This window comes from Microbacterium sp. ZXX196 (assembly GCF_009709595.1).
GTDB classification, from domain to species: Bacteria; Actinomycetota; Actinomycetes; order Actinomycetales; family Microbacteriaceae; genus Microbacterium; species Microbacterium excoecariae.
The window spans coordinates 143,519-167,047 of sequence record NZ_WMEE01000005.1 but is presented as its reverse complement, the minus strand read 5'-3'; the positions used below and the strand labels follow the sequence as shown (position 1 = coordinate 167,047).

General features: G+C 72.6%; 14 protein-coding genes. 2 read left to right on the top strand and 12 right to left on the bottom strand.

Annotated features, from left to right (window positions below; genetic code table 11):
• From GJQ66_RS07075 to recQ, 10 genes are all read right to left on the bottom strand, one after another.
• A partial coding sequence (locus GJQ66_RS07075) for an RDD family protein (protein ID WP_230379421.1) occupies positions 1 to 721 on the bottom strand: 721 nt, incomplete at its 3' end.
• A gap of 7 nt (positions 722 to 728) precedes the next feature.
• Entirely contained in the window at positions 729 to 3,149 is a 2,421-nt protein-coding gene (locus GJQ66_RS07070) for a transglutaminase domain-containing protein (RefSeq protein WP_155048643.1), read from the bottom strand.
• The gene (locus GJQ66_RS07065; protein ID WP_230379420.1) at positions 3,146 to 4,462 is read right to left on the bottom strand and encodes a DUF58 domain-containing protein; all 1,317 of its coding nucleotides are present in this window, start codon (positions 4,460 to 4,462) and stop codon (positions 3,146 to 3,148) included. The genes GJQ66_RS07070 and GJQ66_RS07065 overlap by 4 nt, the downstream gene beginning before the upstream one ends.
• 2 nt (positions 4,463 to 4,464) lie before the next feature.
• Positions 4,465 to 5,445, bottom strand: a complete 981-nt coding sequence (locus GJQ66_RS07060) for a MoxR family ATPase (RefSeq protein WP_155048641.1) — start codon at positions 5,443 to 5,445, stop codon at positions 4,465 to 4,467.
• Positions 5,446 to 5,490: 45 nt separating this feature from the next.
• Positions 5,491 to 11,712 carry an Ig-like domain-containing protein gene (locus tag GJQ66_RS07055; protein WP_155048640.1) on the bottom strand — a complete coding sequence of 2,074 codons (6,222 nt, stop codon included), beginning with the start codon at positions 11,710 to 11,712 and terminating at the stop codon, positions 5,491 to 5,493.
• Between the two features lie 134 nt (positions 11,713 to 11,846).
• Positions 11,847 to 13,895, bottom strand: a complete 2,049-nt coding sequence (locus tag GJQ66_RS07050; protein ID WP_368732761.1) for an acyl-CoA dehydrogenase — start codon at positions 13,893 to 13,895, stop codon at positions 11,847 to 11,849.
• Positions 13,896 to 13,986: 91 nt separating this feature from the next.
• Complete coding sequence (locus GJQ66_RS07045) at positions 13,987 to 15,084, bottom strand: HTTM domain-containing protein (RefSeq protein ID WP_155048639.1); 1,098 nt, start codon at positions 15,082 to 15,084, stop codon at positions 13,987 to 13,989.
• A complete protein-coding gene (locus GJQ66_RS07040; protein ID WP_368732760.1) occupies positions 15,081 to 15,908 on the bottom strand; it encodes a DUF5819 family protein in 828 nt (275 codons plus the stop codon). Before GJQ66_RS07040 ends, GJQ66_RS07045 begins: the two co-directional genes overlap by 4 nt.
• Complete coding sequence (locus GJQ66_RS07035; protein WP_155048638.1) at positions 15,905 to 16,492, bottom strand: hypothetical protein; 588 nt, start codon at positions 16,490 to 16,492, stop codon at positions 15,905 to 15,907. The genes GJQ66_RS07040 and GJQ66_RS07035 overlap by 4 nt, the downstream gene beginning before the upstream one ends.
• A gap of 254 nt (positions 16,493 to 16,746) precedes the next feature.
• The gene (gene recQ / locus GJQ66_RS07030; protein ID WP_155048637.1) at positions 16,747 to 18,732 is read right to left on the bottom strand and encodes a DNA helicase RecQ; all 1,986 of its coding nucleotides are present in this window, start codon (positions 18,730 to 18,732) and stop codon (positions 16,747 to 16,749) included.
• A 125-nt stretch (positions 18,733 to 18,857) separates the two neighbouring features.
• Here recQ and GJQ66_RS07025 point away from each other — a divergent pair, with 125 nt between their 5' ends.
• Together GJQ66_RS07025 and GJQ66_RS07020 are read left to right on the top strand one after the other, a co-directional pair.
• The gene (locus GJQ66_RS07025) at positions 18,858 to 19,412 is read left to right on the top strand and encodes an ECF transporter S component (RefSeq protein WP_368732759.1); all 555 of its coding nucleotides are present in this window, start codon (positions 18,858 to 18,860) and stop codon (positions 19,410 to 19,412) included.
• Positions 19,409 to 21,529, top strand: coding sequence for an ATP-binding cassette domain-containing protein (locus tag GJQ66_RS07020; RefSeq protein ID WP_155048636.1), 2,121 nt, complete (start codon positions 19,409 to 19,411; stop codon positions 21,527 to 21,529). Before GJQ66_RS07025 ends, GJQ66_RS07020 begins: the two co-directional genes overlap by 4 nt.
• A gap of 4 nt (positions 21,530 to 21,533) precedes the next feature.
• Here the strand turns inward: GJQ66_RS07020 and GJQ66_RS07015 are convergent, their stop codons facing one another.
• A complete protein-coding gene (locus GJQ66_RS07015) occupies positions 21,534 to 22,487 on the bottom strand; it encodes a M15 family metallopeptidase (RefSeq protein WP_155048635.1) in 954 nt (317 codons plus the stop codon).
• A 28-nt stretch (positions 22,488 to 22,515) separates the two neighbouring features.
• Positions 22,516 to 23,442, bottom strand: coding sequence for an aldose 1-epimerase family protein (locus GJQ66_RS07010; protein ID WP_155048634.1), 927 nt, complete (start codon positions 23,440 to 23,442; stop codon positions 22,516 to 22,518).
• Positions 23,443 to 23,529: the final 87 nt, after the last annotated feature.

Sequence of the window (23,529 nt, the reverse complement as noted above, 5' to 3'; positions counted from 1 at the left end):
GTGCCGCGGGAGCGCCCGGCGCCTCCCACGCCGCCTGCTGCGTCGCGGGAGCGGCCGGCGCCTCCCACCCGGCAGCGGGCACCGGCGTCTGCCACTGGGCCGCGGGCGCGGCGGGCTCCCCCGCCGGGGCCGGAGCTGAGTACTCGGCGGGCTGCGGATCCGCGGCGCCGGCAATCCCTGCGAGGGCGTCCGCGTGGTCCGCGTCGACGACGAGGGCTCCCGACACGCGGTCGTGCCAGCCCTGACGGCGCCCGGACGAGTCGAAGAACACCGAGAAGTACCCCACGATGATCGACGCCCCGAGGGCCCAGATCACGTATCGCAGGAGCGACCGGCCGAAGCCGAGCGGGTCTCCCGAATCGGCGCGCACGAGGCGGATCCGGAACCATCGCTGGGCGAACGAACCGCGCCCGCCCTGCATCGCGATGTAGACGATCGCGAACGCAAGCCCCGCGACCGCGGGCAGGCCGAACAGGGCCGTGGCGGCGGCGGTCTCGCCCGCGAGGATCATCGGCACGGCGATCGCCAGGACGATCCCGCCGACGATCGACACCGCGACACCAATGAGGGCCATGTCGACGATGTACACGCCGACGCGGCGCCCGATCGTCGCGATCCCCGGCACCTGCGGGCGCGGCGCCTGCGGCGCCTGGGGGGCCTGAGCACCAGGGTTCGGGCCGTACGCGGGCTGGCTCGCGTACCCCGACTGTCCGGTCGACATGCTCACGTCATCGTCCTCTCGCACTCGCGGAAGCTCTCGCCTCTGCGACCTTCTCACGGATCCATGCGCCCGCGCGACGAAGTGGGGAGTTCTTCCCCAGCGCCCGCAGGCTCAGCCGCGCGCGCAGCCGGGCGAAGCGGGTCGACTTCTGGCGCAGGTCACCGACGACCTGGTCCACCTCGCCCCAGTACGCGCGCACCTCGTCGTCGGTCGGGTCGACGGGCGCGAACACGCCCCCGTCCGCCCGCACGGCCAGGACGGTCACGCGCGGCTCGTCGAACGCCGCGCCCACCGTCGCGGCCTCCTCGTGGCGCGTCAGGCCGACGGGCAGGGCCGCCTTCCGGTACGCGCCGAGGTCGGTCGCCCGGTCGACGAGCTCTTCCCAGCCGCCCGCGATCCGGTCGGCGGGCAGCTCCGCGTTCTCGCGGCGACGGCGCTTCGCCACCTTGAGGGCGCCGATGATGAACAGCGGGGACAGCAGCAGCGCGATGACGAGCAGGCTGATGCCCGTCGCGACGATGATCTGCCACACGAGCGGCGAGAAGAACGGCTCGTCCTCCTCGACGTCGTCGCGCTCGTTGGGCACGAGCGGAGGCTCGTCGGCCGGCTCCTGCGGCGGGGGCGGGGGCTGGAGGACCTGCGGGCGCGGCTCCTGCCGGGGGCGCTCCGTGATCTCCTCCGGCTCGTTGTCCTCGGGCGGGGTCGGGTCGAAGGAGACCCATCCGAAGCCCTCGAAGGCGACCTCGACCCAGGCGTGCACGTTCTCGCCGGTGGCGACGAACGGATCCACGTCGGGGTCGTTCTCGTCGGCGTGGAAGCCCATGACGACGCGGGCGGGCATTCCCAGCTCGCGCGCCATGAGCGCCATGGCGACGGCGTACTGCTCGTCATCGCCGACGCGCTGGTCGGCCGTGAGGAGCTGCGCGATGCGCTGCGCGCCGTGGCCCGCGCGCGACTGCGGGTCGTCCTCCTCGCGGCCCGTGTCCTCCTTCGAGAGGCCATGGCTGAAGTAGCTGTTGCGGAGCCACTCCTCCAGGGCCTCGACGCGCGCGTAGGCGGAGAGCGCGCCCTCGACCTGCGCGTCGGCTTCGTCGAGCACGTCCGCCGCGACGGACGCGGCGTCCTCGGGCGCCCCGATGACCGGCGGGAGCTCGACCTGCGCGAACGGCGCGTCGCCGATCTCCTCGGCCGTCGGCTCCTCGGGAAGAACGGCGCGGACGGTGTACTGGTCGCCGGCGGCGAGGCCGGTCACCGCGATGCCCGTCCCCGTAGCCTCGTTGAAGTATGTTCCGCGCCGCAGCGCGTCCGCGCGCTGACCGGATCCGCCGAACGCGATCTGGTCGACGACCCCGAGGTCCGGGAGCCAGGCGCCCGCGTACTCGTCGATCGCGACCGTCACCTCGACCGGCTCGCCCTCGACCCCCTCGGCCATGTTGCTCCGCAGCGGCGAGAAGTCGCTCGAAGCCCCGGCGCCCTCGTCCGAGACGTTGTAAACGAGCCCGTCATACCCGTCGAGGACCGCGAGGCGCACGCGCGCGCCCTCGGGGAGGCCGGAGACGGTGAACAGCGCGTCCTCCGACGACGGGTGATCGCGCACGATGGACCGCCAGGACTGCAGGGGGCTCGCGTACTCGTAGAGCTCGAACGGCGGGACGATCGTGTCGCGCGCCACCTCGCGCACCTCGTTGGGCGCCGCGAGCGCCTGCGACGCGATGCCGAGGCCCGCCGCCACGGCGACGATGAGCGCGCCCGCGACCGCGCGCGCGCCCGCCCCGCCGGAGGATCCGCGGCCCGCGCGCCCCTCGATGGAGACGACCGAGCGCCGGGGCGACCAGGCCTCGCGCACGGCGAGCCAGCCGATCGTGACGGCGACGAGCGAGGCGCCGAGCACGTACGGCATCCACAGCGGCGGGCGGGGGCTACCGAGGACGATCGCGAACACGGTCGCGGCGAACACCGGCAGGAGCGCCCACACGGGCGGGCTTACACGCAGCGCGAGGCTGCCGGCCACGACGGAGAAGACGAGGATGGTCGCGAACGGCACGAGGAGGTGCCCGTCCTCCACCGCCACGGGGACGACGGTCGTGAGGAACGACTTCCACGAGGTCACGGCGCCGACGGCGAGCTCGCGCAGCGTCGTAAGCGTCGGGATCACCCCGCCGATCGTCGTGTCCGGCAGCGCGAGCGCGCCGCCGAGGACGAAGTACGCGCCGACGGTGGCGGGCGCGAGCACGAGGATGCCCCACCGCCAGATCGCGCCCGCCGAGGCGAGGGCGAGGCCGACAGCGAGCGCCCCGTAGGCACCGACGAAGAACCGAGCGCTGTCGAACACGGCCCAGAAGATGAGGATCGGCACGCTGAACAGCGCGACCATCGCGCCGAGGTCGAGCACCCAGCGGCGCATCGTGAGGGGTTCGGGGGCGCTCATCCGAGGGCCCTGCGCATCGCGGTGGGCAGCTGGTCGAGGGTGCCGAGGGTGAGCACGTCCGCGTCCGCGATGCGGCGCAGCTGCGGATCCGCCCCCTCCTCGGCGATGCACACGAGCGTGCGCGCGCCCACGGGAACACGGGCCGCGGCCGCCTTGAGGTCGGTCGCGGTCGCGCCGCGGCCCGTGACGAGCACGACGAAGCTCGCCGAGGGGACGTCGGTGCCGACAAAGGCGCCGAGCTCCGCGATCCCCTCGGGCATTCGCTCGGCCTCGAAGTCCGACAGGGAGTCGAGCATGCGGCGCTCGCTGCCCGCGCGCAGCGACGTGCCCTGCGTGCGCAGGTCCACCTCGAACGCGTCGCGCATCGCACGGCGGCCGATGGACGCGCCGAGCGAGACGGCGAGCTCGAACTCCTCGTCGGTGCGGTACTCGCGGGCGGAGCGCGAGATCGCGATCACGAAATGCGAACGCCGCGTCTGCTCGTAGGTGCGCATCATCAGCACGCCCGTGCGGGCCGACGAGCGCCAGTGCACGTGGCGGAGGTCGTCGCCGGGCTGATACTCGCTCAGGGCGTGGAAGGAGATGTCGTCGCGCGCGAGGTCGGTCGTCGGCATGCCCTCGAGGTCGCGCACGAACCCGAGCGACTCGCCGTCGAACGGCACGGTGCGCGGGTGGACGTAGAGGTCGGTCGGGTCGTCCTTGCGCTCGACCCGCTCGAACAGGCCGAGCGGATCGCCCCGCAGCACGCTGACGGGGCCGATGGGCAGCACGCCGCGGCGCTGGGTGGGGATCCGGAACAGCTCGGTAACGCTCTCCGCCTGCGCGAGCCGGCGCACGGCGAAGATGCCGCGCCCCTGCCCGACCGGCAGCACGACCCGGGAGGCGGGGATCGCGCGCGAGGTGGGGTTCGTGAGGATCAGCCCGCCCTGGGCGTGCTCGCCGACGACGACGCGGTCGCGATTGAGGTCGAGCGAGACGTCGTACGCCGTGCGCCCGAGGAGGAACGCGGCGCAGGCGACGACGATGACCGTCAGCGCGATCGCCCCCGTCGTCATCTCCCGCCAGCCGTACAGCGGCCCGATGATCCACAGCACGATCGCCCCGAGGATCGCGAGCCACCCGATCGGGCGCACGACCCGCGCGCCGCGCAGCACCGCGGATCCGGCCCGACCGGCGAGCACGAGCGCGACGCGCCACCAGGGCACGCGCGCCTCGGTCGGTCCGTCAAAGCGCGGCGTGTCGGCGGCCGAGGGGTCGCCCGGCACGGCCGCGCCCTCGGGCACGGCCGTGATCGGCGCGGACGGGACGCTCATGCTCACGCAGTCGTCGTCTGCGCGCGGTTCTGCGGCGCGGGCACGTCGCCCAGCACGCGCTGCACGACCGTGCTCTGCACGACGCCCGCGAACTCGGCCTCCGGGTCCATGACGAGGCGGTGCGCCCAGGCGGGCTGCGCGAGCACCTTGATGTCGTCGGGGATGACGTAGTGACGGCCCTGCGCCGCGGCCCACACCTTGGCAAGGCGGATCATCGCGAGCGCGCCGCGGACCGAGACGCCGAGGCGCGTGTCCTGGTCGGCGCGGGTGGCCTCCGCGAGCTCGGCGGCGTAGCGCAGCACCGCGCCGTCGACGTGCACGGTCTGCCCGAGGTCGGCCATGTCGGCGATCGCGTCGGTCGTGATGAGCGGCGTCAGGCGCGAGGACGGGTTGCGCTCGGCGGATCCGGCGAGAATCCGCTCGGTCACCTCGACGGTCGGGTAGCCGATCGACGCCTTGATGAGGAAGCGGTCAAGCTGCGCCTCGGGCAGCTTGTAGGTGCCGGCCGTCTCGATCGGGTTCTGGGTCGCGATAACGAGGAACGGGCGGCCGACCTCGTGCGTCACGCCGTCGACCGTCACGCGGCCCTCCTCCATGACCTCGAGGAGCGAGGACTGCGTCTTCGGCGAGGCGCGGTTGATCTCGTCGGCGAGCAGGATCGACGTGAACACGGGGCCGCGGTGGAAGTCGAAGGACTGCGTCTTCTGGTCGTAGATCGTCACGCCCGTGACGTCGCTCGGGAGCAGGTCGGGGGTGAACTGGATCCGGGTGGACGTGCCCTGCACGGTCGCCGCGAGCGCCTTCGCGAGGCTCGTCTTGCCCGTCCCCGGGGCGTCCTCGAGCAGAACGTGTCCCTCGGCGAGCATCGACGCGAGCACGAGGCTCACGACGTCGCGCTTGCCCATGAGCGCGCGATCGACGTTGTCGACCAGGCGGTTGAACGTGCCCTGGAACCAGCCGGCCTGCTGCGGCGTCATCGTCATTGTCGGATGTCCTTCATCGGTGGGTGGGTGCGTGTGGGGCGGCCATCACTCGGCCGGTTGCGCGGGGAGCGTGATCTGGTCGGACACGGCTCCCCCCGGCACGAAGTCGTGATCGTTGATCGTGAAGCGCGCGGGGTTGTCGTAGCGGCCCGCGAAGCAGTCCGTCGGCGCGTCGGCCGCCGTGGCGCCCGCCGTGGTCAGGTCGACGCGCTGGTTCCACTCGATCGTGCGCCACGAGCCGTTGCGCTGGATCTCGCAGGCGTAGACGTACGTGCCCGGGGAGCGCTGCCAGTCGAGGCCCGTCTCGCCGCTCCCCGTGACGTCGCGGTAGGTCAGCGTGATGTTGCCGCCGCCGTTACGGATGTAGAACTGCGGGGTGGGCCCGACGAACGACGCGCTCGACGAGGCCTCCTGGGTCGGCTTGCCGATCTGGGTGCGCGCCTCGTCGCGCGCCGTGACGTCGACGGTCAGCTGCTGGCCGGGGGCGACGAGGATCTTCTGGGTCCACCCGACGAGGTGATCGCCGCTGTTCGGCCCGACGGTTTCCTCAAACACCGTGTCCCCGTCGAGGGACATCCGGATCCGCACCTCCTGGAGGGGGTACCCGTTGCCGTAGGCGTCGACGCGCACGATACGCGCGCCGGCCGTGCCGTCGATCGTGATGGTCGGCTGCGCCAGCGGGCCGTACGGCTTGGCCGTGCCGCTCGGAGCACTCTCGGCCCCGTACAACGCGCCCTCGTCGTCGTTGACGCGCGTGAACGCGCGCACGCGGGCCTCGTACCAGGTGCCGTTCGAGGCCGACACGGTCGCCTCCCGCCGGTCGCCGCTCGACGACACCCCGGAGAAGGGCTGCCACGGCCCGCCGTTGAGGCGGTACTCGTACCCGACCTCGCTGTCGCGCACGCCGTTCGGGTCGGCCTTCGTCCAGGAGATCGTCAGCGCCCCGTCGCCCGCGCGGAGCGCCACGTCCGACGGCGCACCCGGCTCGCTGTACGAGCGGATGGCCGCGGAGCGCGCGCTCGCCTTGCCGCGGCCCTCGCGGTTCTCGCCCGCGACCGTGAACTGGTAGTCCGTCGACGAGGTCTGGGCGGTGACGACCACCCTGTTGCCCGCGTTCGCGAACTCCTCCGTGCGCACGACGGATCCGTTCTGGATGAAGTTCACGACCCAGGTGTCGACGCTGTCGCCGCCGTTGTCCGCGAGGGTCGGCCACGACAGCGCGAACTCGTTCACCCCGTACGAGCGCGACTCGCGCGACACCGTGGGCGCCTCGGGCGCCGACGGCACCGTCGCGGGCTTCTCGCTCGCCGACCACGGGCTCCACGCCCAGCCGTCGTCGCTTCGCACGTCGGCGCGGTTCATCGCGGCGACCTGGAACCGGTACTGGCGCCCGTTCTCGAGCCCGTCGAAGACGCGGCTCGTCGCCGTGGAGTTCGCGAAGCGGTGCGTCGTGACGGAGGAGCCGTCGTTGATCCGCACGAGATACCCCGACACGGGCGAGCCATCGCTGTTCGGCTGGTTCCACGAGATCCCGAGCCGCTGGTCGCGCTCGCCCGCCGTCAGCGTGAACTGCGGGGCCTCGGGCGCCTCGGGCTTGACGTCCGGGCGCACGACGATGCTCTGCGCCGAGGCGGCCGACGGACCGACCTCGTTCACGGCCGTGACCTGGAACTGGTACTCCTTGTTGTTCACGAGCCCCGTCAGGCGGCATACCGTGGATCCGCAGGTCTGCTCGAAGCTGCCGTCGGTCGCGCGCACCTCGTACGCCGAGATCTCGGCGCCGTTGTTGGAGGGCGCCGTCCAGGACAGCGTCGCCTCGCGGTTGCCGACTTCGGACGGATCCGGCGTGCCCGGCGCGTCCGGAACGCCCAGGACGGTGCCCGTGATGCGCCCCTGCACGTAGCGGTCGGGGTCGTCGGTGAGGTCGGCGATGGTGTAACGCACCGTGAGGTAGCCGTGGAAGTCGCCGCCCGGCGTGACGGTGACGCTCGAGTCGTCGTAGGACACGGATCCGTCCCCCGCCTCCACGACCGCGTCGATCACGCGGAGCGATCCCTCGCCCTCGAAGGGGTTGAAGTCGTTCGCGAGCACGCCGACCTGCTGAGGCTCACCCTGGTGGATCTCCCCCAGGTCCTCGTCGTTCGCGACCGGCAGCGAGCGCGCCGACGCCGTGACGGAGAGGTCGACGGTGCCCTGCACCGGATCGTTCTCGCCGTCGCTGACGGCGATCGCGAGGCTCGCCGCGACGCCGCGGGTGTCGGGCGACGCCTCGACCGTCAGCGTGGACCCGCTGATCGAGACGGAGACCCCGTCGGGAGCGCCGTTCGTGTGGGTGTACGCGATGTCGTCCTCGTCGATGTCGAACGTGCGCGCGGACAGGTCGATGGACACGGGGCCGTCGCCGGCGCCCACGCTCATCGTCGTGTTCGTGAACTCCGGCGGCTCGTTCTCGGGAGTGAGCACCGTGATGGGGATCGTGATGACCGACTTGCGGCCGTTAGGGTCATCGGGCCCGTCGCCGTCCGTGACCTCGAAGGTGATGTCGTCGCTGCCCTGGTAGCGGTACTCGGAGCGGTACTGCAGCGTGGTCTCATCCTTGACGAGGTTCGTGCCGTCCCCGTGGTTGACCGAGACGGCGTCGCTGTTCGTGATCCGCACGTCAAGGCCCTCGGCAACCGTGACGTATTCCGACAACGGAATCTCGATCAGCTCGTTGCTCGGCGCGGTAATCGCGGCGCCCTCGGCGAGCACGGGACGCAGGTCGTCCTTCGCGGGGACGATGAGAAACGCCGAAGCGGTCTGCCCGTCGGGGTCGGTCACCGTGTACGGGATCGTCTGGCGCCGGTCCTCGACAGCGACGCGCACGAAGCCCGGGCCCTCCTCCGGCAGCGGCTCGACGCCCGCGACCTCGACGGTGAGCGCGTCGGTCGTGCCGTCCGGATCCTCGTCGTTCGCGAACAGGTCCACGTCGGCCGTGAAGTCTCCCGTCACCATGCCGATGAGCACGCGGTCGTCGCGGGCGATCGGCGCCTCCAGCGGGACGTCCTCCGCGACGGTGACCTGCACGACGCCGCGCGAGGTGTTGCCCACCTCGTCCTCGATCGTGTACTCGAACTGCGAGACGAGCTCTCGGTTCGGCGCGGTGACGATGACACAGTCGCCCGACACCTCGGCCGCGAACTCCGGGTCGTCGGTGTGGAATTCGATGCCGTCCGGCACGAGGCCGAACTTGTCGCCGTCGGGATCGGAATCGTTCGCCAGGACGGGGACCGAGACGGCGCGGCCGGGACGCGTCGCGATCTCGTCGGTCATGGCGTTGGGCGGCTGATTGACGCCCTCCGGCGGCGCGATCCCGATCGTCACGGTCGCGATCGACTCCTCGCCGAACGTGTCGGCCACCCGGTATTGGAAGGAGTCGGCGCCCGCCGCGTTGCGGTACGCCTCGTAGGTGAAGTAATCGGGCCCGGTCTCCGTGACGCGCCCCTGGCTCGGGGCGGAGGAGATGCCGACGAGGTCGACCATGTCGCCGTCGGGGTCGATGCCCTCGAGCGGGATCTCGATGCGCGTGTCCGTGCCGGCCAGCGCGCGCGCCGTGACGGAGACGGGATCCGGCGCCGCGTTGTTGTCCTCGTTCCAGGGCGTGATGTTGATGCGGATCAGGCCCGCGCTCTTCTGCCCCTTGTCGTCGACGATCTCGTAGATCGCCGTCGCCTGCCCGCGCGCGTCCTCGGCCGCGCGGAACCGGACGGTGTCCTGCGACACGAACGCCTCGCCGAGCTTCGCGGCGGGCGCCTCGACGAGCTCCGGCACGACGCTGAAGCTCTCGCCGTTGGGGTGGTGATCGTTGTCCGTGACGGGGATCGTCACGACGTCGCCCGCGCGCACGACGGCGGTGTCGTCCTCCGTGACGGGCGGCTGGATCTTGTCGCTCGGCGGCACGGGGATAACGACGATCTCGCCCGTCGCACCCTTCTGGCCGTTGTGCACGCGATAGGTCAGCACGATCTGCTCCGCGAGCATGGCGCGGTCCGTGATGCGCACCGACGCGTGCCCGAGCACGGCGGCCGAGACGCCCGCGCCCGAGGGGGTCTGCACCGACTGCACCACGAGCACGCCGCCCGCCGGATCCACGTCGTTCTGCAGGACGTCGATGAGGACCTCGCCGCCGCCCGGCAGGTACGCCGTGTCGCGCACCGCGACGGGGGGCTCGTCCGAGACCTCGGCGTTCTCGCGCACGTCCACGCGGATGAGGCCCGCGGCGGACTGCGTGCCCGCCGTCGCGGTGTAGTCCACGTAATAGGTCCCCGCGACGAGCCCCGTGACCTCAAGGGAGTTGGTCTGCGCGTTCGCGGAGATCTCGAGGCCGGACACCTGGGTCACGCCGCCGAGCGTCAGCTCCTCGCTCGCCGCGTTGAGGTCGTTGGCGAGCGGTTCGACGGTGCCCGTGGCGCCCTCGTCAATCACGAGGTGGTCCGTGTTCGTGACGGGTCGAACCGTGCCGACGGGCCGCACGTCGAGCGCGAGCTCACCCGTCGACTCCGCCTCGCCGTCCGAGACCGTGACCGACACGTCGAGCGGACCCTGGTGGCCCGAGCGCGCGTGATAGGTGATCTGGCCGTCGGGGGTGAAGGTCGCCTCGTCGCCCTCGGCCGGCGTCACGCCGGCGAGGTAGATGTCGTCGCCGTCCGGGTCGATCCAGTCGGGGAGGACGTTATAGGTGACGGATCCGCCCGTCTCGACCGCGACGGTGGGGCGCTGGTCCTTCTGCGCGGGCGCCTGGTTCTCCTCGTGCGGGTGCACGGCGAAGGTCACGCGCGCCGAGTCCGACAGGCCCCGGCCGTCGTCCACGCGATAGGTGAACGTGCCCTCGCCCGAGGTCTCGTTCGCCGCGAGCGTCACCTGGACGGCCTTGCCCTCCTGGATCGTCTCGACCCGCCCGATCGCGGGCTGGTCCTCGATCGAGATGGTGAGGAGGTCCCCGTCCGGGTCGTTGTCGTTGTCGAGCACGGGCAGCACGACCGAGCGCCCCGGGCGCACGCCATACTCGTCGTCGTGCGCCTCGGGCGGCCGGTTGTCCTTCGTACGGTCCGGCGGCGTGATCTCGGTGACCTCGGTCTGCTCGACCTCGTCGGACTCCTGGTCGTCGCCCTCCGGCGGCGTCAGGTCGTCCCAGTTGTCGACGAGCTGCATCGTGGTCGAGGCGAGCCAGGACTTGCCGCCCGCGAGGTCGTTGACGACGACCTGCCCGCCGCGCGCGCGCAGCACGAGCGGCGCGTCCCCCGGCGCGTTCTCCAGGGGCTGGGCGAGGTCGCGGTCGGCGCCGGCGCAGTCGCGCAACACCTGCCCGGATCCGCGCCACACCCCGTACACGCACCCGTCGACGACGACGGGGCTCTGCGGCTCGCCCTCGGCCCCCGCGGGCACGGCGCTCGCCTCGGATCCGTCGAGCGGCACGCTGACGAGGGACGACGTCGTCGCGACGCGGACGCTCGGCCCCGCGGCCGCGTCCTCGGCGATGCGGGCCTCGCCCGCGGCGCCCACCGACGTCTCCAGCCCGCCCGCCGTCACGACGTACCCCGACGTCTGGTCGAGGATGACGGCCTGATCGCCGACGGTGGTGATCTGGAGCTCGTCGCCCGGGTCCACGCTCTCGAGCGGAGACTCGATCGGCTCGCCCTCGGGGAGCCCGTCGGCGGCGGTCTCGATCGTGTAGAGCGTGCGCTCCTCGGCCGACGCGGCGTGCACCGCGCCGTTTCCTCCGACGGTCACAACCGCGTCGGCGGGAAGCTCGAGGGTCGGCTCCGACTCCTCGACGGAGAAGGCGCCCATGTCGGTCGTCGGCATGATGAACAGGCCGCCGGTCGACGGGGCGAGGATCGCGAGGGTCCCGCCGCCCTCCTCGACCGCGGATCCGGCCTCGAGGCTCACGCGCTCGCCCAGGACCATGGCGGCGCCGTCGACGCGCGAGAGCGTGTTGTCGCGGCGGTCGTGCAGCAGCACGTTCTCGCCGGACTGCAGAATTCCGATCTCGGACGACGTCGCGCCGCGCAGCTGCCCGTCGAGGAGCGCGGACTCGGTGTTCAGGTGTCCCATGACCTCGCTGGAGGACTTCGTCACCCACACGCTGCCGTCGTCGAGCTCGACCTCGGCGGTCGGGTTGCCCTCGTACGCGACGGCGAAGCCGGCGAGCACGATGGATCCGGCGACGACGACGGAAGCGCCGGCGACGGACGCCTTGCGCTCGCGCATCCAGGCGAACACACTCATCTGCGGCTGCTCCCCCAAGCAGATTCGGGCAACGGGCGTGCGGGCCGCGCTCAGCCGAGCGGCGGCCTAACTATGTCAGCGTAGTCAGCGACACGCCCGATCGCCCAACCGCATTCACCCGGATGCAATCCCTCTCAGCGCGTCGGGCGCTTCTCGGGCGTCGGGGCCGCACCGCGCGCCGCGAGATCGGCGTAGTACGCCCGCGCCTCGTCCTGGCGGGTGGCCTCCGCGCCGGAGGCGATCGGGGCCCGCACGTGCTCGGGCGCGAAGCCGAACGCGTCGACGAGGTCCTGCGCGTGCGGGCGGAGCCGCGTACACAGCCGGTCGATGTAGCGCGTCACGGCGGAGGCGCGCTGGGTCGAGAGCCGCCCGTGGATGAGGTGCCACGAGAGGTGCTGCTCGATCAGCGACAGCCCGAAGAGGTCGCGCACCCAGGTGAGCACCGTCCGGGTGCCCTCGTCCTCGATCCGCTCCAGCCCGTCCGAGAACGCCTCCCACTGCAGCAGCTCGCCGTGCGCGCGCGCCGCCTCGAGCAGCTCGACCTGGTTCTCGTCGAACGCCGCCTGCTGGGCGGCGGCGCCCGAGCGCCGCGCGGCGTTCAGGCGCCCGCCGACGTCGGCGACCATCTGCTGCACGCGGTCGGTCAGGAGGTGGTGCTGGTCCTCGGCGCGCAGCCCGAACTCGACCGAGCGCGCCGTGGATCCGAGGTCCGCGACCGTCTGGCCGAGCTGGCGCAGACCCGCCCCGTGGAAGAGCTTCGACGCCGACTGGCGCGCGACGTAGGCGGCGAGCTCGCGCGCGTCCTTCCCCTTCAGCTGCGCGCCGAGGTCGCCGAGGAGCCGCTTGCCGACGAGCTGCAGCAGGACGTTGTTGTCGCCCTCGAACGTCGCGTACACGTCGAGGTCCTGGTGGAGGCCGACCAGGCGGTTCTCGGCGAGGAAGCCCTGGCCGCCGCACGCCTCCCGTGCCTCCTGGATCGTCGACAGGGCGTTCCACGTCGACAGGGGCTTGAGCGCCGCGGCGAGGGTCTCGAGGTCTTGGCGGTTTTCGTCGGTGTCGGTCGCACCGCTGAAGACGCCGTCAAACTTCTGCAGGAGCTCCTCGTGCGCGAAGGTCTGCGCGTAGGCGGTCGCGATCCGCGGGATGAGGCGGCGGCGGTGCTTGGCGTAGTCGAGCAGCACCGTCTCCTCCCCCGCGGGACCCGCGAACTGTCGACGCTCGTTGCCGTAGGTCACGGCGATCTTGAGCGCGAGGGCCGAGGCCCAGGTCGCCGCGCCGTCGAGCGAGACACGCCCCTGCACGAGCGCGCCCAGCATCGTGAAGAAGCGCCGGCCGGGGCTCGCGATGGGGCTCGAGTAGGTGCCGTCCGCGGCGACGTCGCCGTAGCGGTTGAGGAGGTTCTCGCGCGGGATGCGCACGCGGTCGAAGGCGAGGCGCCCATTGTCGATGCCGTTCAGCCCGCCCTTGGGGCCGTCGTCCTCGCTCGTGATGCCCGGCAGGTCGTTCCCGTCCGCGTCGCGGATCGGCACAAAGAAGCAGTGCACCCCGTAGTTGACGCCGCCCGTGATGAGCTGCGCGAACACCGTCGCGGCGCGCGCGTGCTTCGCCGCGTTGCCGAGGTAGTCCTTCGTCGCGGCTCGGAACGGGGTCTCGATGACGAATTCCTGCGTCTCGACGTCGTATGTCGCCGTCGTGCCGAGCGCCTGCACGTCGGATCCGTGGCCGATCTCGGTCATCGCGAACGCGCCCGGCAGATCGAGCGAGCTCGCGTCGCGGAGCCACCTGTCGAAGTGCGGCTTCGTGCCGAGCTGGAAGATCGCGGAGGTGAACAACCCCCACTGCACGCCGGACTTGATCTGCAGGCTTGGGTCGGCGAGGACGAGCTCCTCGAAGCCCGCGAGGTTGCCGCCCTGCGTGTTCCGGCCGCCGTACTCCTCCGGCAGCGCGCGGCTGCTCGCGCCGCGCTGGGCGAGGAGGCGGCACTGCTCGAGCACCCGCTCGCGGTGCTCGAGGTAGTGCTCCCCGTCGACGCGCCAGAACACCGGATCCTTGATCATCTCGCGCGCCTCGAGGCGAATGTCGGCCCAGGTGCCGAGCAGCACGGGGGTCAGGCGCGCGGCGTCGACTCGGGGTTCGGCGGCGATCGGGGCGGCGGGGGCGGGGCGAACGGCGGTGTCGGCCACGGGGATCCTCTCGGAGAGTCGAGGTGGGTTTCGCCTCGAAATCTATGCGGATCCGCGTGCTTCGCGCCGTTTTCCTGTGCCCCGCCGACAATCAGGTCGCGGTCTGTGCGACCTCCGGATTGTCGGATCGCTCGGGTGAGCCGTAGCTGGCGCGCACCCGGTCGGCGATGTGCCGCCACGTGCGGTCGCGTATGAAGATGAAGTCGATGCCGATCATCGCGAGCGAGAACCACGGCAGGCCCATGAGCACGCCGATGCCGATGTGGAAGCTCATGATGCCGATGAGGCCGACGATGCGGGTCGGGCGCGCGAGGAGCAGGAACGGGAACGCGATCTGCAGCAGGATCGAGCCCCAGCTCGCGATCGTCACGGCCGGCCCCCACGCCACGATGAGCTCACTCAGCACCGGCCACGTGCCGAATCGCTCGGTCATCAGCGGGTTGTAGACGGCGTAGCCGCCGGACCACGGGGATCCGCCCGCCTTGTAGAGGCCACCCGAGACGTAGACGAAGAACACCTGCGTCGCCATGGCCACGAGGGCGAGGTTGTGGAGCAGCGTGCTGATCTCGCGCGGGAGCACGGTCTTGTCTCCCCCGCGCCGGCGCCGCCGGGCGTCGAGCGACCACCGCGCGGCGGGATCCGCGAACAGGAGGATGAGGAGGACGATCCGGTACATGTTGTCGCCCTGATCGCCGACCGCGTCCGTCATCTCGATGAAGCTGACCCACATCACGAGGTAGACCGGCAGGACGATCTTGATGCGCCACCCGAGCGTCACGAGGACCGCGAGGGCGAGCAGCGCGAGGTAGAGCACCGTGAAGGGGCCGTCGTCGAGCCGCACCGAGTCGAATAGGCTGAAGATCCAGATCTTCGGGAAGTCGCTGACGGGCTCCGCCGCCTCGCCGTTCCACGCGGATCCGGATCCGAAGGTGTACAGGCGCGTGGAGAAGTTCGTCAGGAGCAGCCCGATGCCCGTGAGGCCGAGCACCATGCGCGTGACCGCGATGCCGTAGAGCGACTTCTTGGAGTCGAGCAGCCAGACCTCGAGAGCCGCGGCTGTGCGCACGATCGCGCCCCACGCGGTCTCGAGTGCCTCGCGCAGGAGCCGCCCGATCGCCCGCGGGGTGGCGCGGGCGATCTGGCCCGCCCGCCGACCCGCGTCGCTCGCGGCCTGTGTGGCCCGGCTCATTCCTGCTCCATCCGCTCGTATGCCGCCCGGAACACGTCGGCGAAGTTCTCCTCGGATTGGCCCTCGTTGACGACGAGGCCGCGCCAGCCGGTCGGCGAGTACTGGATCCCCGGCCGCTCGGCGTCCGGATCGTGCCGCTCCGCGAAGGGGATGACGTTCTGCCGCGTGGCCTGGAACTGGACCTGCTCGACGTCGTCGCCCCAGATGGCGAGGGCGACCTGCGTCGCGTACGCGGTGGCGCGGTGCTCCTGGGCGACGTAGTCGTCGACGAGGAGCGGATCCTCGCCGTACGCCTTCATCGCCTCGCCCATGCGCTGTTCCCCGTCGGCCTTGAAGTAGTTAAGCTCGGCGACCTCGCGCTGGTCCTCGTCGAGGTCGGCCCACGCGCCGCGGAACTGGCTCGACACGTCCATCGCCTGAATCCCCGCGCGGGGCGTGAAGAGGCGGTACTGGATCATCGTCAGCTCGACGTCGGACGCGCTGACCCACTCGGTCGCCTCGCCGTCGACGAGCGCGCGGACCTCGAAGCGGTAGTCGCCGTTGATCGGCTCGGGCGCGAACACGCTCCACGACTGGCCGAACATCGGGATCATGTAGCCGGAGAGCACCTTGGTCGGCACGACCTCGCGGAGGGGCGCCCAGGGCGCGATCCACAGGAACGAGGCGAACACGTGCCAGGCAGTGAACAGCGTCGCGAGAATCGCGATCGCGCGGATCCACCACCGGCGCGTGCGGAACATCGTCTGGCCGGACACGGCCGTGGCGGCCCGGGGAGTCCCCGAGCCGCCACGAGCCGCCTCACGGCTCTTGCTGGTCTTACTCACTCGCTGTGCACAAGGTCCTTGCGTCGACGAGTCACCGCGAACAGCGTGCCGCCGGCCAGAAGCATGAAGACAGCGACCGGCAGGACGATTCCGGTCGGGTCACCGCCCGTCGCCAGCAGTCCGTCATCGCCGGATCCGGCGGTCGCCGCGGCGACCACCTCGAACGTAGCGGAAACAGAACCGGACGTCTTGCAGGAACGTGAAGGTGCCATCGTCGCCGACCATGACGTCGTCCGCGAAGACGTCGCCGTCTCGTCGGGCTCAAAGCCCGAACCGGTGATGGTCGTCTGACCGCCCTGATCCACCGGGTCCGGATCCACGACGATCGCCGTGTCATACGCGAGCGCGCGCACCGATGAGGAGGCGAGGGAGAGGTCGACGAGCGGTTCCGCCGCAGCGCTCAGCACCTGCACGTTGATGGCGTTCACCGTGTAGGCGCGGTCACCGGTGTACCCGAGCTTCTGCTCGAAATAGTCCGCCTCGCCCAGCAGCTCCGCTGTGAGGACCGCGGCCAGGGCCTCGGAATCGTCCGCCTCGGCCGCCGTCGCCGGGACGCCGCCGACCACGGCGGCGGTCGTGACCACGGCGCCCGCGCCGAGTCTTCTCTTCGTGAGTCATCGCGCGTCGCCGCGCGAGAGCCAGCCTGTCTTTTGGGTACGCAAGGTATCCCCTTGCCTACGTACAACTGCGGACCGAGGCGAGTTGGGCCTCGGGTTCGCGGCTCTCGACAGGCACTACTTCCCAGGTTGCGCCCCGCGTGGACCCACACAACCACCAGCCTGGCCGATATACGGGTGGCGTCAAGGGTGAATTTGACCCAAAGGGAATAACGAAATGGTCACATATCGGCCGCGAGAACGGCCAGGACCTTGTCGCCGTAGGCCTCGCGCTTCTTCGCCCCGATGCCGCTGATCGCGTCGAGTTGCGCGGTCGTGGCGGGCCGGTGCTCCGCGAGCGCACGGAGCGTCGCGTCGCCGAACACGATGTAGGCGGGCACGCCCTGCTCACGCGCCTCGGCCGCGCGCCACTCGCGGAGCCGCTCGAAGAGGTTCCGCGCCGCCGGATCGAGGTCGTCGGCCGCGGACGCCTTCCGCGCGCGTTCCGGCCGCGCCCGGCGACCGATCACGTCGCGCCGCAGGGGCACGGGGGTCTCGCCCCGCAGCACCCCGCCGGACGCGTCGGTGAGGCCGAGGGTGTTGTATTCCCCCTGCGGCATGAGAAGCCCGCGCGCGAGGAGCTGCCGGATCACGCTGCGCCAGTCCTGGTCCGACAGGTCGGATCCGAGCCCGTAGGTCGACAGCTGATCGTGGCGGAACCGGCGGATCCGCTCGTTGTCGGCCCCACGGAGGATGTCCACGAGGTGGCCCGCGCCGAAGGACTGCCCCCGCTCGCGCTGGAGGCGCACGATCGTCGACATGAGCTTCTGCGCCGCGACCAGGCCATCCCAGGTCTCCGGCGGCTCGAGGCACGTGTCGCAGTTGCCGCACGGATCCGACGGCTGGCCGAAGTAGTTCAGCAGGTTCTGCCGGCGGCACGAGACCGTCTCGCACAGCGCGAGCATCGCGTCGAGGTGCTGCTGCTGGCGTTGCTGGCGCGCCCGGTCGCCGTCGCCCTGCGTGATCATGCGCCGCTGCTGGACGACGTCGCCGAGCCCGTACGCCATCCACGCGACGCTCGGCCCGCCGTCGCGGCCCGCGCGGCCGGTCTCCTGGTAATACCCCTCGACCGACTTCGGCAGGTCGATGTGGGCGACGAACCGCACGTCGGGCTTGTCGATTCCCATGCCGAAGGCGATCGTCGCGACGACGACCACGCCGTCCTCCCGCAGGAAGCGTGCCTGGTGCGCGGCGCGCGTCTCGGCGTCGAGCCCCGCGTGGTACGGCACAGCGTCGATGCCCTGCCCCCGGAGATAGGTCGCGGTCTGCTCGACGGACTTGCGGCTCAGCGCGTAGACGATCCCCGCGGATCCCTCCGGCTGCGATCGCACGAACTGCAGCAACTGGCGCCGGGCGTCGGTCTTGGCCTCGATGCGGTACTGGATGTTCGGGCGGTCGAAGCTCGCGACGAAGTGCCGCGCGTTTCCCAGGTGCAGCCGCTCGGTGATCTCGGCGTGCGTCTCGCGCGTCGCTGTCGCGGTGAGCGCGATGCGCGGCACGCCGGGGAAGGCGGATCCGAGGTCGCCGAGCGCGAGGTAGTCGGGCCGGAAATCGTGCCCCCACTGGCTGACGCAGTGCGCCTCGTCGATCGCGATGACGCTGAGCGTGCCCCGCGCAAGAAGGTCGCGCGTGGCGGGCGCGCTGAGGCGCTCGGGCGCGACATACAGCAGGTCGAGCTCGCCGGCGACGTAGGCGCGCTCGACCGCAGCGCGTTCGGCCGGCGCCTGCGTCGAGTTCAGGTACTCGGCGCGCACGCCGTTCGCGCGCAGCGCCTCGACCTGGTCGTGCATGAGCGCGATGAGCGGCGAGACGACGAGGCCCGTCCCCTCCCGCACGAGCGCGGGGACCTGATAGCAGACGCTCTTGCCGCCGCCCGTCGGCATGAGGACGATCGCGTCGCCGCCGCCCGCGACATGATCGACGATCTCGGCCTGGTCTCCCCGAAAATCGTCGAACCCATAGACGGTGCGCAGCGCCTCGATCGGCGTCGCATAGCGCGCCGCGCGCGCCGCGGCGGGCGCGGACGCGGCGGGCACGGCGCCGCCGGCGAACGGATCCGCCCACTCGATCGGGCCGCCGGCGTACTCGGCGTAGGCGTCCTCCGGGGGCTCCTCCGGGGGGAACCAGCCGTCGTCGGGGGCGTCGTCGTACGGCGGGGAAAACGTCATGCTCCCAGCCTACGAGCGACCGCCGCCGAACCGTCGGCCTGTGGAGAGACGGCGGGCGCCGATCCCCAGCATTCCCCCATTCGGCACGGATCCGCGACCGGCCCGCGACGCCGTAGGCTCGAGGAGTGAGCCGACCCTTACTTCTCTCGACGCGCGTCCTGCTCGTCTGCGCCGCCGTCGCCGTCGCGACGGGGCTCCTCGGCGCCATCGAGGGCTGGCTCACGATCCCCGTGCTCGCGGCCGCGCCGTTCGTCTACGGCTTCCTCCTTGGGGTGCACGTCCTGCCCGGCATCATCGCGCAGGAACTGCTACGCGCGCCGTGGGTGGCCCTGATCACGCACCTGTTCGCGGCCCTCGTCGGGTGCGCTCTCGCGCCCGTGTACGCCCCGCAATTTCTCGGCACGGCGCTCCTGTTCGGCGGGATCCAGGAGCTCGTCGCGGCCCTCTTCCGCTACCGCGCCTGGGGATGGTGGCGCTACCTCCTGTCCGCCACCGCGATCGGCGCCCTCGTCGCGTTCGTCGTCTGGCTCGCGGCCGACCTCGCCCGCCTGCCGCTCTGGGCGCAGGTCGCCTACGTCGCGCTGTCGGTGGCCGGTCCCATCGCGTGGACCTTCGTCGGCCTCGCGGTCGGGCGCGCGCTCGAGAGGGCCGGCGTCCGGCCGCGCCGCGCCGCGCCGTGACGGATTCGCTCGTCTCGCTCCGCGGGCTCGGCGTGACGCACCACGGATCCGCGCGCCCCGCGCTGCGCGACGTCACGCTCGAGATCCGCGCGGGCGAGGTCGTGCTCCTGGCGGGGCCGAGCGGATCCGGCAAGTCCACCCTGGCGCGCGCGATCGCGGGCCTCCTCTCGCACGAGGACGGCGCCGAGGTCTCGGGCGAGGCGACGGTCGCCGGCGTCGACGCGCGGCGCGCCGCCCCCGCGGCGCTGTCCGCGAGTGTCGGCGTCGTCTTCCAGGACCCGGACGCGCAGGTCGTGACCGCGACCGTCCTCGACGAGGTGGCGTTCGCCCTCGAGAATCTCCTCGTCTCCGCGGACGAGATCGCGGCGCGCGCCGAGCGCGCGCTGCGCGCAGCGGGTCTGTGGGAGCGCCGCGGCGACGACCCGCAGGCGCTCTCCGGCGGCGGGCGCCAGCGCCTGGCGATCGCGTGCGCGCTCGCGACGGATCCGGCCGTCCTCATCGCCGACGAGCCCACCGCGATGCTGGACCCGGAGGGCACGGCCGAGGTCGCCCGGGCGCTCGCGAACGCCGCGGCCGGCGGCGAGCGCGCGGTCCTCCTCATCGAGCACGACCTCGACGTTGCCCTGCCGCTCGCGACCCGGCTCGTCGTGCTCGACCACGACGGGTCCGTCGCGCTCGACGGCCCGCCCGCGCGCCTGCTCGCCGAGCGCGGTGCCGCCCTGGGCGCGCTCGGGATCCGCCCTCCCCGGCACGCGCGCCCCGCGGGGCCCCGCCCGGCCGGCGACCTCGTCGTCGTGGACGACGTCACGCTCCGCCGCGGCGGGCAGGACGCGGTCCGCGGCCTCAGCGCGCGGGTGCCCCGCGGATCCTTCACCGCCGTCGTCGGCCCCAACGGCTCCGGCAAGACGACGCTGGCGCAGGCGATCGCCGGCCTGATCGCGCCGGCCTCGGGCGCCGTCCTCGTCGACGGGGCGGACGCGCGGCGCGCGCGGGACCGCGTGCGCTTCGTGTTCCAGAACCCCGAGCACCAGTTCGTCGCCCACACGGTGCGCGCGGAGCTGGAGGTCGGGCTCCGCGGGTCGGGGCTCCCGCCCGCGGAGCGGGAGGCCGAGGTCGATCGGATCCTCCGCCGCCTCGGCCTCGCGGAGCTGGCGGACCGCCACCCGTTCCACCTGTCGGGCGGCCAGAAGCGGCGGCTCTCGGTCGCGACCGCGCTCGTCGGGATGGCGCCGGGCGGGCTGCTCGTGCTCGACGAGCCGCTGTACGGGCAGGACGGCGCGCGCGCCGACGCGCTCCTCGACCTCGTGGAGGAGCTGCGCCGGGCGGGCACGACGATCGTCGTCGTCACGCACGACCCGCGGCTCGTGGCGGAGCGGGCCACGCACGTCATCGAGGTCTTCCCCGTGCCACGCGAGGCGGATCCGCCGCCCGCGCCGCTCGCCGGCCCCCTGTCGCGGCTGCACCCCCTCGCGAAGTTCGCGGGCGTCGTGCCCGCCATGGCGGGCCTCGTGTTCGTGCGGGACCCGCTCACCCCGGCGCTCGTCCTCGCGCTCGTCTACGCGACCCTGCTCGCCGGCACCCGGCCCTCGCGCCGCCTCGCGCTGTGGCTCGGAGTGGCGCTCCCCGCGGTCGGCGGAATCCTCGCCGTCGGCCTCGGCGCGTGGGGCGACCCCGCCTCCGGCATCGCGACGGGGCTGCGCCTCGCGGCCCTCCTCGGCCTCGCGCTCGTGCCGGGGCTGACCACGGACGGCACGGACACCGTCCGGGCCCTCGTGGCGGGGGCGCGGATCCCCTATCGCGTCGGATACGCGGCCCTCGCCGCGCTGCGGTTCGTGCCGCGGTTCCGGGACGATCTCGGCGTGATCCGCCAGGCGCACCGGGTCCGCGGCACGCGCGGCGCGGGTCCGCTCGCCGCGCCCCGGCTCCTCGTTCCGCTCCTCGCGGGCGGGATCCGTCACGCCGAGCGCGTGGCCCTCGCGATGGACGCCCGCGCGTTCGGCGCGCACGCCACGCGTACCGAGCGACACCGGGCGCCCTGGCGCCGGCGCGACACGGCGTTCGTCCTCGCCGCGCTCGCGGCCACGGCCACGTGCTTCGTCGTCGGGGCCGTCGCCTGAGGCGTCACTCGTAGTCGGCCGCGGCGGGGGCGCCGAGGAAGTCCTCCCACGTCGCGTAGCCGCCCTCGACGTAGGCCTCGGCGAGGGCGGTGCCGACGTAGCGGAGGTGCCACGGCTCGGGCTCGTACCCGGTCTCCGAGGTGCTCTCCCCGACGTACCGGGTGATCCACCCGTAGCGCCACGCGTTCTCCTGGACCCAGGCGCCCTGAGCGGTGCCGCCAAAGTCGTAGATCGTGCCGCACCCGGCCGCGTCGCAGGCGACGACGTCGGCGGCGAGTCCCAGCTGATGCTCGCTGTAGCCCGGTCGCGCGGAGGTCAGGTCGGCCTCCTCCTCCCCGAGGGCGTCGACCTGCGACTCGTACGCCGTGGCCTGGTCGTCGTACGAGCGATACCCGCTCGAGAGGGCGATCTCCCCCGCGCCTGCGTCGCGGGCGCCCTGCGCGAGCGCGTCGAGCGCCCCGGCGGCGTCCGGCACGAGCTGGCCGCCCACGGGGCTGTACGTCGCGGGCGCGACGACGCTCGGCGCGTCGTCGATCGGATCCACGCTCTGCTGCTTGTTCACGAGCGCCCACTGGGCGGTGGGATCGGCCAGGTCGACGCAGTCGCTCGCGTCGCCGTCGACGAGCGCCGCGCGGAGTGCCTCCGCGCCGCCCGCCGCCTCCGCCAGCGCGTCGGCGACGCCGGCGGTCGCGGCCTCGACGACGGCGTCCGTGCAGAACGCGGGCGCGGCCGGCTCGGTCGTCGCCGCGGCGGTCGGGCGGGGCGACGCGCTCGGCGTGGGGGATGCCTCCGCGGCGTAGGACGGATCCTCGCCGGCGCCCGCGAGGATGCCGGCGCCCGCGAGCAGCATGGCGGCCGCGGAGAGGCAGGCCGCGGCCGTCGCCACCGTGCGGCGGCGGCGCCGCGTCACGCGCTCGCGACGCGCCGCGTCGCGCGACGGCGGGAGGGGCGGGGTCATGGATCCATTCTCGCCCGCGCGGGAGCCCTCACCCCGAATACGCCACGCCCCAGGACAGCTCCCACCGCTCGCCCGGCTCGAGCCAGCGCACGCCCTCGCCGCTGTTGAACGCGTCCGGCGGCGCCGTCATCGGCTCGACGGCGACCGTGCGGTCCTGGCCCGGGTAGGCGTCCGTCGTAAACAGCTGCACGTACCCGAACGCCTCGTCCTGCCAGATCGTCACGGTCCGCCCGTCCGGGGCCCGCAGCGTCGTGCCGGCGAGCCCGTGCTCGTCGCGCGCGAGGGATCCGTACGCGCGGTCGAGATCAACGTCGCCGAGGCGCACGCCGCCGCGCAGGTCCTTCTGCGCCGTGATCGCGCGCTCGTCGAGGGGCAGCAGGCGCTCGTCCACGTCGAACCACGTCTCCGCCGGCAGCGTGAGGGTGAGGTCCGCGCCGGGCACGCCTTCGATCTGGAAGAACGGGTGCGTGCCGACCGCCACGGGGGCCGCGTCCGCGCCGACGTTCGTCAGCGCGTAGGTGACGCGGATCCCGTCGTCGGTCAGCGCGTATCGCACGACCGTCTCGACGGCGAACGGATAGCCGTCCTGCGGGACAACGGCGGCCGTCAGCGTCGCGCTCTCGCCGTCCTCGGCGACGACGTACGGCGTGTGGCGCAGGAGGCCGTGGAGGGCCGTCCCGCGCGCGGGCTCGGACACCGGGACCTGCTCGTCGTACTCTCGCCCGTGCGGATCGGTCATCGCCCACCGGCCGTCGCGGATCCGGTTCGGCCACGGCACGAGCGTGGTGCCGGAGGACATCGGGGGGATCCGCCCCTCGGGGTACGGCGCGACGATTGCGGTGCCGCGCACGGTGAGCCCGCGCAGCGCGGCCCCCACCTGGGCGATGTGCGCGGTGACCTCGCCTCGCGCGAGCCGGACCTGCTGACCCGTGGGATCGACGGGGGCGTGTGACATGGATATCCTCCTCGGTTCCTCACGCCCATTCTTGCGCAGACGACGAGGGGCCGCCGGATCACCCGGCGGCCCCTCGTGCGCGCGTCG